This window comes from Mycobacterium sp. URHB0044, from assembly GCF_000620625.1.
Classification (GTDB): domain Bacteria; phylum Actinomycetota; class Actinomycetes; order Mycobacteriales; family Mycobacteriaceae; genus Mycobacterium.
Genome location: NZ_JIAW01000022.1, coordinates 75,508 through 89,280 on the forward strand (window position 1 = coordinate 75,508; position 13,773 = coordinate 89,280).

Consider the following 13,773-nt stretch of genomic DNA (forward strand, 5'->3'; position numbering starts at 1 on the left):
TACCTGGCGGGCTGCGAAGCGAGTTCCGTGCACGGTCTGGTCCTGTCCGCGAGTGCCGCCACGCTGGCGGCACGTGTTTGCTTCTGCAGGCGTGAGCGGGGCTGTCGGGCTAAGCTTTTGACCGCATCCTGACCACACGACGGTTTGCCAAGGCCGGTGGAGAGCGATCCGAGGCGGGAGGGCTGTGGCTCCGACTGACCGCTTGCTCGAGCGCGATACGATGCTGGCCGAATTGGACGGCTGCCGACGCGCGGCCGCCCGCGGCGCAGGCCGCGTGGTGTTGCTGCGCGGCGAGGCCGGGGTCGGCAAGACGGCGGTGATCGCCCGGTTCGTCGCCGGGCTGGGTCAAAAGGCGCGGGTGTTGCGGGGCTGGTGTGACCCAATGACGGCGCCGCGGCCGTTGGGTCCGCTCATCGACATGCTCGCGGACGCCTCGGGCGAACATGCGGCCCAACTGCGTGCGGCCATCGACTCCGGCGACACGGAGGCAATCTATGCGCGGCTGGTCGGCATGTTCGGCCAAGAAACCGCGTGGGTCTGCGTCATCGAGGACGTGCACTGGGCCGACGGCGCCACCCTGGACCTGCTGCGCTTCCTGTCCCGCCGCATCGACTCCTTGCCGCTGTTGCTCGTGGCGTCCTACCGCGACGACGAGGTCGGCGACCGACACCCGCTGGCCGTGCTCTTGGGTGATCTGGCGACGTCGCCCGTGGTGGTCCGGATTGGGCTGAAGCCGCTCAGCGAGATGGCCGTGGCCAAGCTGGTCGCCGGCACCGGAGTCAATGCGGCCGCGCTGCACCGCCTCACGGGTGGTAATCCGTTCTATGCCACCGAGATCTTGGCGGCGGGACAGGATGACGGGTTGCCGCGCAGCGTGACCGAGGCGGTCTGGGGCCGGCTGGCTCGGCTGTCCAACTCCGGACGCGAGACCGCTTACGCGACAGCGGTTTGCGGACCGCGTGCCGATCTGACGTTGATCCACGAGGTGTGTTCCGCCGCGGTGGAGGGGCTGGGGGAATGCCTGAGCTCGGGGGTGCTCGTCGCCGACGCGGAAACGGTGGGCTTCCGCCACGAGCTGGCCCGCCGCGCCGCGCTCGATCAGATCCCCGCCTACGAACGCCGGGTGTTGCACAAGCGCGCGTTGTCGGCGCTGACGGAACCGCCGATCGACCCGAATGACATGGCCGCGTTGGCCTTTCACGCCGATCACGCGGCCGACTACGACGCCGTCCTCCGCTACGGACCCGCGGCCGCCGAGCGGGCCCTCCAACTTGCCGCGAACCGCGAGGCGGCCGAACTGTACGCGTTGACGCTGCGCCACGCTGACGCTGCTCCCGCCGAGCTGAAGGTGAAATGGCTTGAGCAACATGCATTCAGCTGTTGGCTCGGCGGCCTTGGAGCAGCGGCCGTGCCGTCGTGGCGGGGTGCGATCACGTTGCGCCACTCGTTGGGCGACCGCCTCGGGGAGGCCCAGGACCTGTGCTGGCTGTCGCAGATGTTGTACGCGCTGGGCCACACCAGCGAGGCCGCTGACACCTGCCTGACCTCGATACGGCTGCTCGAAGACATCGGGCCGTGCCCACAGTTGGCCTACGCACTGTCCACCATGGCCGGGCTGGCAGCATTCGGGTTCGATCCAGCTTGCGTGGACTACGCGGCGCGCGCCGTGAGCCTGGGCACCCAACTCGGTGATCCCGGTGTGGTGTTGCGGGGCCGCTTCTTTGCCGCGCTGGCGCCCGTCCTGAGCAGCGACACCGGATGGGATCAGCTGGAGGCGGCCTGGCGCGACACCATGGCCACCGAGGGACTGTTCGAACCGGCGGGGCTGAACGGGTCACTCGTCTCCTGGTATGCCGCCGTCAAGCACGACCTCGAGCGCGCCGAGGGCTACATCGGCGAAACGTCCACGTTCTGTGCGGACCACGACCTGGGCATGTACCACGCGATCACCGTCGGAGCCGCCGCGCTGGTGGCACTGCATCGTGGCGACTGGGACACGGCGCTGGGGCGCGCCGACGACGTTCTGACCCGGCCGGCTCTACCTCCGACGCCGCGAATCTTGCCACTGATCTGTGTGGCACTGATCCGTGCGCGCCGAGGCGAGGAGCCCGTGGCCGCGCTGCTCGACGAGGCCCTACGCGCCGCCGACGCCGACGACCTGTCTCGCCTCGGCGTGGTCTGGGCCGCCCGCGCCGAAGTGGCCTGGCTCGCGGGCGACGACGACGCGGCGCGCGCCGAAGCCAAGGCCGGGCTGGCGGCGGCCACCGAACACGCCGACCCGTGGCTGGTGGGTCACCTGCGGCGGTGGGCACACCTCGCCGGCGGGCCGGTCGACGACCCGCCGACCGCCGACACCGTCACGCCCTATCGATTCGAAGTCGGCGGCGACTGGCAGGCCGCCGTCGCCGAATGGACGCGCCTGGGGTGTCCCTACGATGCCGCCCTGGCCCAGCTCGGCGGCGACGTCGCCGCCGTGGAATCCGCGTTGGAGACGTTCCGTCGCCTCGGTGCGCGCGCTGCCGTCCGCCGCGGCCGACGACGCCTCGCAGAGCTGCGCGGTCGCGACCCGGATACGCGTCGCAAGAACACCATCGTCGACCCGCAGGGCCTCACCGAACGCGAACGCGAAGTGCTCGAACTCATCGCGGCCGGCCACAGCGACGCCGAGATCGCCACCGCCTTGTTCATCAGCCCCAAGACCGTCGGCCGGCACGTCGGGGCCATTCTGACCAAACTCGGCGTCCGCAACCGCACCCAAGCCGCTGCGTACGCACTGCAACAGCCGCCGAACCAGCACTAGATTTCGAGCTTCCGCGCGCCCGCAGGGGCGAATATGCGGAATTTCCCTCATGTGCGCAGGCGGGCCGCTCGCACAGACTGTTCACAGCTGATCCGCAGGTCCAAGGATTCGCCAAGGCATCCGCCGCAACATTCGTCCGACATGCACCACAGAGTCGAAAGTGAAAACGACATGGCGAAAGCGCCGCGCCACCAACAGCTCAAGAAGCTGACGCTGATTTCAGTGGCGAGCATCGCTGCAATGGCCTCCTTTTCCGCGTGCTCGACGAGCACGCCGAGTCCCGCGCCGACGACCAGCCCCGGCACGTCAACGACCGCTGAGGCCGGCAGCTGCGAGGTCAACCCGTCGTCCGCGCCGATGCCGGCCGCCGAACCGTTGGAGCCGGTTCCGGCGGATGCCAGGATTTCCGTTGCACTGAACGGCATCCCGTCAGGCACCGTCAAGCCCGGTGACGCACCGACCGAGGTCGACGTGACGCTGTGCAACGACTCGCCCGTCGACTACCCGAAGGTCGGCGTCGTCTTCGTCATCAACAAGTGCAGCTGCGCGACCTCCCCAATCGGGCTCCCGCAGGGGACCGTGGAACGCTTCGACGCGGCCACCGGCAGCTGGATCAAGCTGAAGCATCCGATCATCACCACCGGGATGGACTACATCGGCGGCTTCAATGACGTTCAGGAGCTGCCGAAGGGCAAGACGGTGACCCTGAAATACCGTGCAGCGCTGGATGCTTCGATGATCGATGGCCGGGGCGGCGTGCAAGCGACCGCCGTCGTCCCCGATCCCCTCGTGCAGATCGGCAAGGCGGACCTGCCCTTCACGGTCTCGAAGGAGCCGACGACGCCGCCGAATGGGCCCCGGCCGACCGTGCTGCCGTTCTCGGATCTCACCTACCCAAGCGGCATCGCCGTGAGCGCCGCTGGCGACGTCTACCTCACCGACACGGATTCTGACCGGGTGCTGAAGTTGGCGGCCGGCTCCGACGAACAGACGGTGCTGCCGTTCACCGGTCTCAAGAATCCCCGCGGCGTCGGGGTCGACACCGCCGGAAACGTCTACGTCACCTCCGCGGACAAGGTGGTGAAATTGCCGGCCGAATCGTCCCAGCAGACGGTGCTGCCTTTCACCGGCCTGCAGCACCCCGGCAGCGTGGCAGTCGACACCGCAGGGAACGTCTACGTCACCGACTACACCGTGACCGACTACACCCTGAGCGACACCACGGTGGTGAAGTTGGCGGCCGGCTCGAATGAACAGACCGTGCTTCCGTTCTCGGGTAACGGGGCGGCCAACTCGCTGGCGGTGGACGGCTCGGGCAGCGTCTACGTCGACGACAGGGCGAACAACCGGGTGTTGAAGTTGGCGGCCGGATCGGCCGACCAAGTGGTGCTCCCGTTGACCGGACTCGAGGGCTCCGACGGCATGGCAGTCGACGCAGCGGGCGACGTGTACGTCATCGACGGCGAGAACCGACAGGTGGTGAAGTTCGCAGCCGGGTCGAACGATCCGAGTCCGCTGCCGTCCTTCGGCCTCTTCGCGCCGCAAGACGTGGCGGTGGATGGCGCAGGCAACGTGTACGTGGTCGACGACAGCGGCTTCGGCCAAGTGGTGAAGTTGGCGGCGAAATGATGCGCCCCATCGTGGCAGCGCTGGCCGTTGTGAGCGGTATCGGCGTCACGGGCTGCAGCGGCGCAACGCAGGCCATACAGGCCACGGCACCGCACACTTCGACGGCGGCGAGCGCACAGACGGTGTTGCCGTTCACCGGCCTGGAAAGCCCCCACGACGTGGCAGTAGACGCCGAGGGAAACGTGTACGTCGCCGACACGCACGACTTCAAGGACGACAAGGGTTTCCCCGACGGAACCAGCCAGGTGATCAAGCTGTCCGCCGGGTCCGATGCCCAAACAACGCTTCCGCAGTTCGCCCATGCCGCGCTGGCGGTCGATCCGAACGGAGGCGTGTGGGTCCGCGACGAGCAGTTGGTGAGATTGGCAGTCGGCTCGGAACCCCAAATCGTGCTGCCATTGCCCGACCTCGGCCCGCGCGGTGACACCCTGGCAATGGATGCCGCAGGCACCGCGTACGGCGTCAACGGGGGCGGCGTCGACGCCGGCGGCGGGTGCTGCGTGCCCGTCCACGTGGTGACCTCGGCCGGGCCGAACAGCCCGACGGTTCTGCCGTTCACCCAGATCGACGGCCTCGGTGGGCTCGCGGTGGACGCCTCGGGCACCGTCTACGCCGGCGACAACTACGCCAACCGCGTGGTCAAGCTAGCAGCGCGGGCGGATCTCCCAATCACCCTGCCGTTCAACGACATCCAGGGTGTCGCCGACATTGCGGTGGACTCGGCAGGCAGCGTGTACGCGCTCGACCGCGACCGCAAGCGGGTGCTGAAGTGGGCGGCCGGCTCGGACGGGTCAACGGTGCTGCCGTTCACCGGCCTCGACCGCCCGGTAGCCATGGCCGTGGACACCGCAGGCAACGTCTACGTCGTCGACCGCGGCACTCGGACGGTTCTCAAACTCGCGGCAGGCGGCTCGAAATGACCACGATCGCGAATCTCCAACCAACACAACCCAATCGGAAAGGATCCACCATGTTCACCAACCGCTTCACCAAGTCCATCGCCGCGACCGCACTCGCTGCCGGAACGCTCGGGCTCGCCACGATTGTCGGGACCGGCGCGGCCCAGGCCGAATCCGTCGACGACAGCTTCGTGACCACCCTCGCGCAGGCCGGTATCCCGCAGATCAAACCCGAGTTCGAGATCATGGCGGGACATGCGGTGTGCCAAAACCTCGACGAAGGCACCACCAACCCCGACCGCGTGCTCGCATCCTTCGTTGCCAAGAGGGTGTTCGCGACCTACGAGCAGAACCGGGCGATGATCGTCGCTTCCATGACCGCCTACTGCCCGCAGTACCTGCCCCAACTGCACTCGTAAAGGACGCTACTGCCGGTAGGACGACAGGAAGTTGCCAAGGCGTTCAATGGCATTGGCCAGATCGCGCGCCCAGGGCAGCGTCACGATGCGCAGGTGATCGGGTGCGGGCCAGTTGAAGCCGGTGCCCTGGGTGACCAGGATCTTCTCCTGCAACAGCAGATCGAGCACCAATTGCTCGTCGTCGCGGATGTCGTGGACCTCGGGATCCAACCGCGGGAAGGCGTACAGCGCACCGTCGGGCTTGACGCACGACACCCCGGGGATCTCGTTCAGCTTGGTCCACGCGACGTCACGCTGCTCCAGCAGTCGGCCGCCGGGCAGGACGAGATCGTCGATGCTCTGATGCCCGCCGAGGGCCACCTGAATGGCATGCTGCGCAGGAACATTGGGGCACAGCCGCATGTTCGACAGCAGGCTGATGCCCTCGATGAAGCTCGTGGCGTGCTCCTTGGGTCCGGTGATCACCAGCCAGCCCGACCGGTAGCCGGCCACCCGGTAGGCCTTGGACAGGCCGTTGAACGTCAGGCACAGCTGATCCGGCGCCACCGACGCCATGGCGATGTGCTCTGCCTCGCCGTAGAGGATCTTGTCGTAGATCTCGTCGGCGAGCAGCAGCAGCTGGTGCTTGCGCGCGAGGTCGGCCATCTGCTGCAGGACCTCGCGGCTGTACACGGCGCCGGTCGGGTTGTTCGGGTTGATCACGACGAGCGCCTTGGTGCGGTCGGTGATCTTCGACTCGAGGTCGGCGATGTCGGGCTGCCAGCCCTGGGTCTCGTCGCACAGGTAGTGCACCGGGGTGCCGCCCGCCAGCGCCGTCGACGCGGTCCACAGGGGATAGTCCGGCGCCGGGATCAGGACCTGGTCGCCGTTGTCCAGCAGCGCCTGCAGCGTCATGGTGATCAGCTCGGACACGCCGTTGCCCAGATACACGTCATCGATGTCGAAGCGGGGGAAGCCCTCGACCAGCTCGTAGCGGGTGAACACCGCGCGGCGGGCGCTGACGATGCCCTTCGAGTCTGAGTAGCCCTGCGCGTAGGGCAGCGCCGCAATGATGTCCCGCATGATCACGTCCGGCGCCTCGAAGCCGAACGGCGCGGGGTTGCCGATGTTGAGCTTGAGGATGCGGTGGCCCTCGGCCTCCAGCCGGTTCGCGTGATCGTGCACCGGACCGCGGATCTCGTACAGCACGTCCTGCAACTTGGTCGACTGCGCGAACGTGCGCTGTCGTGGCTGGTGGCCGGTGTGCCACGGAACCTGTTGGATGCTCACGCGTTCATCGTCTCATCACCGTCCAGCGAATTCCCCATCGAGAGAAAGCAGTGGGCCCCCTCCGCTAGGAAAGAGGGGGCCCACTGGTCAGGGGTGGTGTTTACGCGTCGTCTCCACCGTCATCGCCGGCACCGGATCCGGGCGTGGTGGCACCCGCACCCGTGGTGTCGGCCGGCTTGGTGGGGTCGGGATCAGTGGTCGTGGGTGCCGTCGTGGTCGGAGCCGTCGTCGTCGGGGTCGTTGGCGCCGTGGTCGTGGGGGTCGTCGTGGTGCCGCTTCCCGTCACGCCCGTGTTGACCTCACCGGGGACGGCCTTGTTGCCGTCCTTGGTGTCGGTGCGCGGGTCCACCGCCTTCTCGGCCTTGGGGGTTTCCTCGACAGTGGTGGTCGTTACCGGTTCCGTTTGCGGTGCCGCGACCGCCTCGATCTTCGGCTCGACGGCCGGCTGCGCTTCGACCGCCGCCTCGACCGCCGGCTCGGCCTCGACCGCCGGAGTTGACGGTGCCTCCAGGCTGACGATGGCCGCGGTTGCCTCGGGTATCGCCGAGACGTCGGCCGACGCAACTGCCATCGTGCGCGCCATGACGGGCGCAGGCGCCGGGGTGATCGCCGCCGCGATGGCCTGCGGAATGGTCACCAACAGCGCCTGTAGGAGCCCACCGTTGACGGGATCGAACGTGAGAAGGCCTGGGAACACGTTGCCGGCGACGCTGGTGTACCCGTTCAGCAACGCACCGGTGAATGCCGCGGGGATGTTGATGAGCGCCGTCAATGCGGCAATGGGATTGCCCGTGCCGATCGCGTTGACGAATGCTTGGCCGCTGTCACCCAGCGCCGAGACGACGCCTTCCATCGGGCCCAGAACGCCGACGACCACCGGCAGCAGCGTGCCGAGGCTCGTGATCGCCTTGACGGCGTTCGTCAGGTTGTCGGTGATCTGGCCCGGAATCGTCAAGACGTCGAACAGCGGGAACCCGACGAACAACAGTGTGCCGAGCAGTTCGTTGAACGCGTCGGCCGCCCCGACGATGTTGCCCTGCGAGATGTCTGAGGCCATGGTCTTCAGCGTCTGCGGCAGGTTTTCCGTTGCCCAGTTGATGAACCCCTCGGTAGTGCCTTGGAGTCCGGTGACGAGCGTCTGGCCGTAGCCGAGCTGGTTGATGAGCATCTGCCGCAGGATCGGCGCGGGATCGGCGGCTACGGCTGCGCCAATCTGGGCCACGTTGGTGAACGCGGAGGAGAAGACGTTTACCCACTGTTCGATGGGGCCGGTCGATGCCGCGAGCGCGACGTTGGCCGAGTAGATCGCTGGGACCTGAATGTCAGGTGGTGTCGGTGTGATCGGCGCGGCGACGATGGCGCCAGCGCCAATCAACGCGACGCCCGCTGTGAGATATGAGCGAACAGCTACCTGCATGTCAGTCCTTAGCCTCGGTGGATTCTGTCGGTGCTGACCGACGCGGTCCTGAGATCTCGGGTCGTAGCTCCGACGGTCCTCAGGCTTTTCTCAGCCAGCGGACAGCAGGGTAACGGCACGTCGATAACGTGTTCTTGTTTACCGAACAGAAATATTTCACTTGCTTGAAAACGCAAGTGCTGGACGACGGTAAAGATGCACCTGAGCTGGTTAGATTAGGAAACCCGCTATTTGCAGTATCGTCAATTTTGTCGTTTGATCATGGCTACGGAATCTCGTCTGTGTCGCCCTCGAGGGCGACATCGGGACCATGCCGAAACAGAACGTGCACGTAAACGGGGCTGCTGGCAGCCGCGAACGGGACGCCCGGCCCGGTCGAACACCAAACCGAGCCGCTCACCGCGACGCCGCCGAAAGCCGAGCGCTGAGGCGGCACAGCAAACGGGCATGGGCGGACTTAAGGCGTCGTGCGACGCCGCTCGTCTACCTCTTGCCGGGGCGCCGGGCGCCCGGCGCGATGCCGAGACCCTTCACCGGTGGCTCCGGCTTGGCCGGTTCGGCCCGCTCCGGCTCCGTGGACTTCGGTGCGGCTTCCGGCTCGGCCGGCTTGGCGGCGGGCTGGGCAGGTGCGGCTGCCGTCGCGGTCTTCTTGGCGCCGGGACGACGCGCGCCCGCGGCGATGCCGAGACCCTTCACCTCCGGTTCGGGCTTGGCAGGTGCCTCGGTCGGCGCGGGCTCGGCCGTCGCTTCGGTCGGTGCCTCGGCTGGGGCCGATGCCGCCGCCGGCGCTGCCGCGGTCTTCTTGGCACCGGGTCGCTTGGCGCCACCGGCAATGCCGAGGCCCTTGACCGGCGCCGGGGCCGCCGCCGGTGCGGCCGGAGCAGCCGACTCGACAGATGCGGCCGGCTCGGCGGCAGCGGTCTTCTTGGCACCCGGTCGCTTGGCGCCACCCGCGATCCCGAGGCCCTTCGCCGGCGCGGGTGCTGCGGCCGGGGCCGCGCTTTCGGCAGCCGGGGCCGTCGCCTTCTTGGCACCAGGGCGCTTCGCGGCGCCGGCGATACCGAGGCCGGTCACGGGCTTCGCATCGGCCGCGGTATCGCTCTTCGCGGCGGGTTCGGTCTCGGCGTCCTCTTGCGGCTTGGCCTCGGCCGGAGCGGTTTCGGCCTTGGCGGCGACGGACTGCGCCCGTGCGGCCGCAGCCTCCGCAGCGGCGCCCTTCGCGGGCAGCGTGACCGCGCTCTTGTCGAGCGAGCCCAGCAGCAGCTGCGCGACGTCGAGCACCTCGGCCTTCTCGACGTCCTTGGCGGCGGCCACGTCGTCGACACCGTCGGTCATCATTACGCGGCAGAACGGGCAGCCGGTGGCGATCTTCTTCGCGCCGGTATCGAGTGCCTCCTCGACGCGTTCGTGGTTGACGCGCTTGCCGATGTGCTCTTCCATCCACATCCGCGCGCCGCCGGCGCCGCAGCACAGGCCGCGGTCGGCGTGGCGGGGCATCTCGGTGAGCGTGGCGCCCGACGCACCGATCAGCTCACGCGGCGCGGAGTACTCCTTGTTGTGACGACCCAGGTAGCACGGGTCGTGGTAGGTGATGTCCTGGCTGATCGGCGCCACGGGCACCAGCTTCTTGTCGCGCACCAGACGGTTCAGCAGCTGCGTGTGGTGCAGCACCGTGTAATTGCTGCCCAGCTGCGGATATTCGCGGCCGAGCGTGTTGAAGCAGTGCGGGCAGGTGACGACGACCTTGCGGTCGACGGTCTCGACGCCCTCGAACACGCCGTTGATGGTCTCGACGTTCTGGGCGGCGAGCTGCTGGAACAGGAACTCGTTGCCGGCCCGGCGCGCGGAGTCGCCCGTGCAGGTCTCGCCGGTGCCGAGCACCAGGAACTTCACGCCCGCGGTGGCGAGCAGTTCGGCGACGGCCTTGGTGGTCTTCTTCGCGCGGTCCTCGTAGGCGCCTGCGCAGCCGACCCAGAACAGGTACTCGAAGCCCTGGAAGCTGTCGACGTCCTCGCCGTAGACCGGGACGTCGAAGTCGACCTCGTCGATCCAGTTGGTGCGGTCCTTGGCGTTCTGGCCCCAGGGGTTGCCCTTGTTCTCGAGGTTCTTGAACAGGACGCCGAGCTCGCCGGGGAATTCCGACTCCACCATCACCTGGTAGCGGCGCATGTCGACGATGTGGTCGATGTGCTCGATGTCGACAGGGCACTGTTCGACGCACGCGCCACAGGTGGTGCACGACCACAGCACGTCGGGATCGATGACGCCGAGCTGCTCGGCCGTGCCGACCAGCGGACGGGTGGCCTGCTCGGGGCCGGAGCCGAGGACGCGCTCGAAGCCGGACTCGGGAACGTGCTCGTGCGAGTGCTTCTCGCTGCTCTTCTCGCCGCGCAGCTCCTCGCCGAGCCCACCCTCGGGGGTGTTCTCGAGCGGAGTTTCCTTGTCGCCGAGGATGTATGGCGCCTTGGCGAACAGGTGGTCGCGCAGGTTCATGATGACGAGCTTGGGGGACAACGGCTTTCCGGTGTTCCACGCGGGACACTGCGACTGGCAGCGGCCGCACTCGGTGCACGTGGTGAAGTCGAGGTAGCCCTTCCAGGTGAAGTCCTCGATCTTGCCGCGGCCGAATATCGCATCCTCGGCGGGATCCTCGAAGTCGATGAACTCGCCGTTGGATTCCATCGGCAGCAGCGGGCCGAGGGCGTTGGGCAGTCGCTTGAAGGTGACGTTGACCGGCGCGAGGCCGATGTGCAGGTGCTTGGAGTGCAGCACGATCAGCAGGAACACCAGCATGACGCCGATGTGCAGCATCAGCGCGACGGTCTCGATGATCTCGTTGGCGGTGTGGCCGAGCGGTTCGAGCGCCGCGCCGATTCCGTGCGAGAAGAACGCGCCCCAGCCGTAGGGCAGGTTGCCGGTGGCCACCGCGGCGCCGCGGAACAGCGCGTAGGTCCAGATGACGTTGAAGATCATGAAGAGGATCAGCCAGGCGCCGCCGGTGTGCGAGCCGTAGAACCGCGAGTCGCGGCCGTACTCCTTGGGCTCCGAGCGCATCCGGATGATGGCGAACGTGACGATGCCGAGCAGCACCGCGAGCGCGAAGAAGTCCTGCAGGAAGCCGAGAGCGTCCCAATGCCCGACGAGCGGGATGGCGAACTTCGGGCTGAACAGGACGCCGTACGCCTCGAGGTAGACGGTGGCGAGGATGAAGAAGCCCCACATGGTGAAGAAGTGGGCGATGCCGGGTATCGACCAGCGCAGCAGCCGGGTTTGCCCGAAGACCTCTTTGAACTGCGTGGTGATGCGGGTCGGGATGTTGTCCTTGCGTGCGTCCTCGTCGCGGGTGGGTTGCCCCGACCGGATCAGGTTCGTCAGGAACAGCACGCGCTTCGCGGCGAAGGCCAGGACGACGGCGGTCATCAGTAAGCCGATGACGAGCCTGATCACTGTCTGGGTTTCCACCGCGTGCCTCCCGGTTCCAAGTTACCAGTCAGTAACATTGAGGTGGTTACTGGTCGGTAACTTATGCTAGATGCCTGCTCATAGTTGCATCAAGCACTTCAGCACCGCTACGAAGGCTGTCCTAACTCGCTAGACCCCGTTCCCGGGGCCGGGATCGACGGGGATCGTCTTGATCGTCGTCGACGGCGCCGAGGTCGACGTCGTGGTGCTCGTCGTGGTCGTGGGTGGAGTGGTCGTCGGCGTCGTGGTGGTCGTCGGTGTGGTGGTGGTCGTGGTCGGGGCCGCCGTCGTCGTAGTCGTTGCTGTGGCGGTCGGCGCGGGTGCGACGGTGATCGTCTGGGGCGGCTGCTGGGGGCGTTGCCTCACCGGGACCAGCCGGGGCGCGGGCGTGACGACGACCGTGGCCGTCTCGGCGACGGGTGCGACCGCCGGCTGCGTCGACGTCGCCGGGGCGGTGGACACCGCGATGCTGCTGGAGGCACTCGCCGGCGCGGTCTCGCCGTCGAACTTCGTCATCCCGAAGACCGCCAGAGCGGTCACCGCTGCCGCAGCGGACAGGCCGAAGGCGATCAGCGGGCCACGCCGGCGTGGGGGCATGTCGTCCCAGTCGTGCGCGCCGAACTCCACGACGGGGCGGCTGAACTCCATGGGCGGCGCGACGTCAGTGGGTTCGGTGTCCTGCGACCAGGCCAGCTGCGGCGTTGCCTGCACGGCTGGTGCCTGCGCCGCCGGCACGTGCAACGCCGTCGCGGTGAGGGGTGCCGCGGACGTGGGTGCGGTAGGCGTCAGCGCGGTCGCCGTCTCGTCGGCGGGCGAGCGGGCGGCCAGCAGTGCCGCACCCGCTGCCGCGGTGAGCTGAGGATGCGGCGTCGTCACGACCTGGGTGCGCAGGTGCTGCGAGAGCCGTTGCGTAAGAAGCGGAATGCGGGCCCCACCGCCGATCGTGGCGACGGCGCTGACCTGCGACGGCGCGACGCCGTTGCGCTCCAGTGTGTCGTCGAGGGCGGCGAGGAAACCGGCCACCGGCTCGTCGATGAGGTGATCGAGTTCGTTGCGGGTCAGGCGGATGCTGGTCTGCTGCCCTGGCAGGTTGACGGCGATGCCGGTCGCGGTGTCCGCGGACAGCCGGTGCTTGGCCATCCGGCATGCCTCGCGCAATCTGGTCAGTGAACCCACCATCGCGGTTCCCGACGGGTCGGTCTGCCCCGCGTCACCGAGTTCGGCCATCGCCTTGCCGAGGATGGCCTGATCGATGAGATCACCGGAGAAGTCGCCGAACCTGACCGTCTCGCCGATGCGGGTGAAGTTCGCGGCCGCGTCGACCAACGTGATGCTCGTTCCGCTGCCGCCGAAGTCGCAGACCACCAGCACGCCGCGCGACGGCAGGCCGGGGTTCGCACGCAGCGCCGACGTCGCCGCCATCGCGTCCGGGATCAGGCGTGGCCGATGAGGCAGGCCGGCCCGCAGTGCATCGACGGTGGACGGGGACCAGTGCGCGGGCACCGAGATCGCTACGTCGGACACCGCGGCGGTGTGCGGCAGAGCGTCGATCAGCGCGTCCAGCGCTTCGTTGAGCAGCGCTTCTGGGCGGTGCGTGGAACCGTCCGAGGCGACCAGCGGAACCGGATCGCCGATGCGGTCGACGAAACCGCTGAGCCAGCCGCCGCCTGCGGTGTGTAGCACGGCCGGATGCACGACGGCCTGCGTTCCCGATGCGGCGGCGAGGTTGGTTGCGCCGATGGAGACGCCGAGCGTGCTGTGCGCGGTGGCGTGTCGGTTCGTGAACATGGATCGACGCTATGGCGATTCACCGTCCAGTGGATCGGTGCGCCACCCGCCCCGGCCGCGGGCCCCGTAGGGGATTTCGATTAGGGGATG

Annotated in this window: 8 protein-coding genes; 4 read left to right on the top strand and 4 right to left on the bottom strand. The window is 67.9% G+C overall.

Annotated elements, in window-relative coordinates:
* Nucleotides 1-184 precede the first annotated feature (184 nt).
* From N536_RS0130565 to N536_RS40965, 4 genes are all read left to right on the top strand, one after another.
* The gene (locus N536_RS0130565) at nt 185-2,800 is read left to right on the top strand and encodes an AAA family ATPase (protein WP_231514683.1); all 2,616 of its coding nucleotides are present in this window, start codon (nt 185-187) and stop codon (nt 2,798-2,800) included.
* 171 nt (nt 2,801-2,971) lie between these two features.
* Nucleotides 2,972-4,429, top strand: coding sequence for an NHL repeat-containing protein (locus N536_RS40960; protein ID WP_155948805.1), 1,458 nt, complete (start codon nt 2,972-2,974; stop codon nt 4,427-4,429).
* Entirely contained in the window at nt 4,426-5,349 is a 924-nt protein-coding gene (locus tag N536_RS0130585; RefSeq protein WP_029117094.1) for a hypothetical protein, read from the top strand. The genes N536_RS40960 and N536_RS0130585 overlap by 4 nt, the downstream gene beginning before the upstream one ends.
* Before the next feature lie 50 nt (nt 5,350-5,399).
* Entirely contained in the window at nt 5,400-5,747 is a 348-nt protein-coding gene (locus N536_RS40965) for a DUF732 domain-containing protein (RefSeq protein ID WP_197040275.1), read from the top strand.
* A 6-nt stretch (nt 5,748-5,753) separates the two neighbouring features.
* Here N536_RS40965 and N536_RS0130595 read toward each other — a convergent pair whose 3' ends face one another.
* The 4 genes from N536_RS0130595 to N536_RS0130610 all read right to left on the bottom strand — a co-directional run bounded on the left by N536_RS0130595 (nt 5,754) and on the right by N536_RS0130610 (nt 13,683).
* Nucleotides 5,754-7,016: a pyridoxal phosphate-dependent aminotransferase gene (locus tag N536_RS0130595; RefSeq protein WP_029117095.1), complete on the bottom strand. Its 1,263-nt coding sequence runs from the start codon at nt 7,014-7,016 to the stop codon at nt 5,754-5,756.
* Nucleotides 7,017-7,116: 100 nt separating this feature from the next.
* Nucleotides 7,117-8,433, bottom strand: a complete 1,317-nt coding sequence (locus N536_RS39895) for a hypothetical protein (RefSeq protein WP_155948806.1) — start codon at nt 8,431-8,433, stop codon at nt 7,117-7,119.
* Between the two features lie 483 nt (nt 8,434-8,916).
* Nucleotides 8,917-11,895: a (Fe-S)-binding protein gene (locus tag N536_RS0130605; protein WP_029117096.1), complete on the bottom strand. Its 2,979-nt coding sequence runs from the start codon at nt 11,893-11,895 to the stop codon at nt 8,917-8,919.
* A 129-nt stretch (nt 11,896-12,024) separates the two neighbouring features.
* Nucleotides 12,025-13,683 (bottom strand): Hsp70 family protein, encoded by a 1,659-nt coding sequence (locus N536_RS0130610; RefSeq protein WP_036438178.1) that lies wholly within the window; start codon nt 13,681-13,683, stop codon nt 12,025-12,027.
* Between the last annotated feature and the right edge of the window lie 90 nt (nt 13,684-13,773).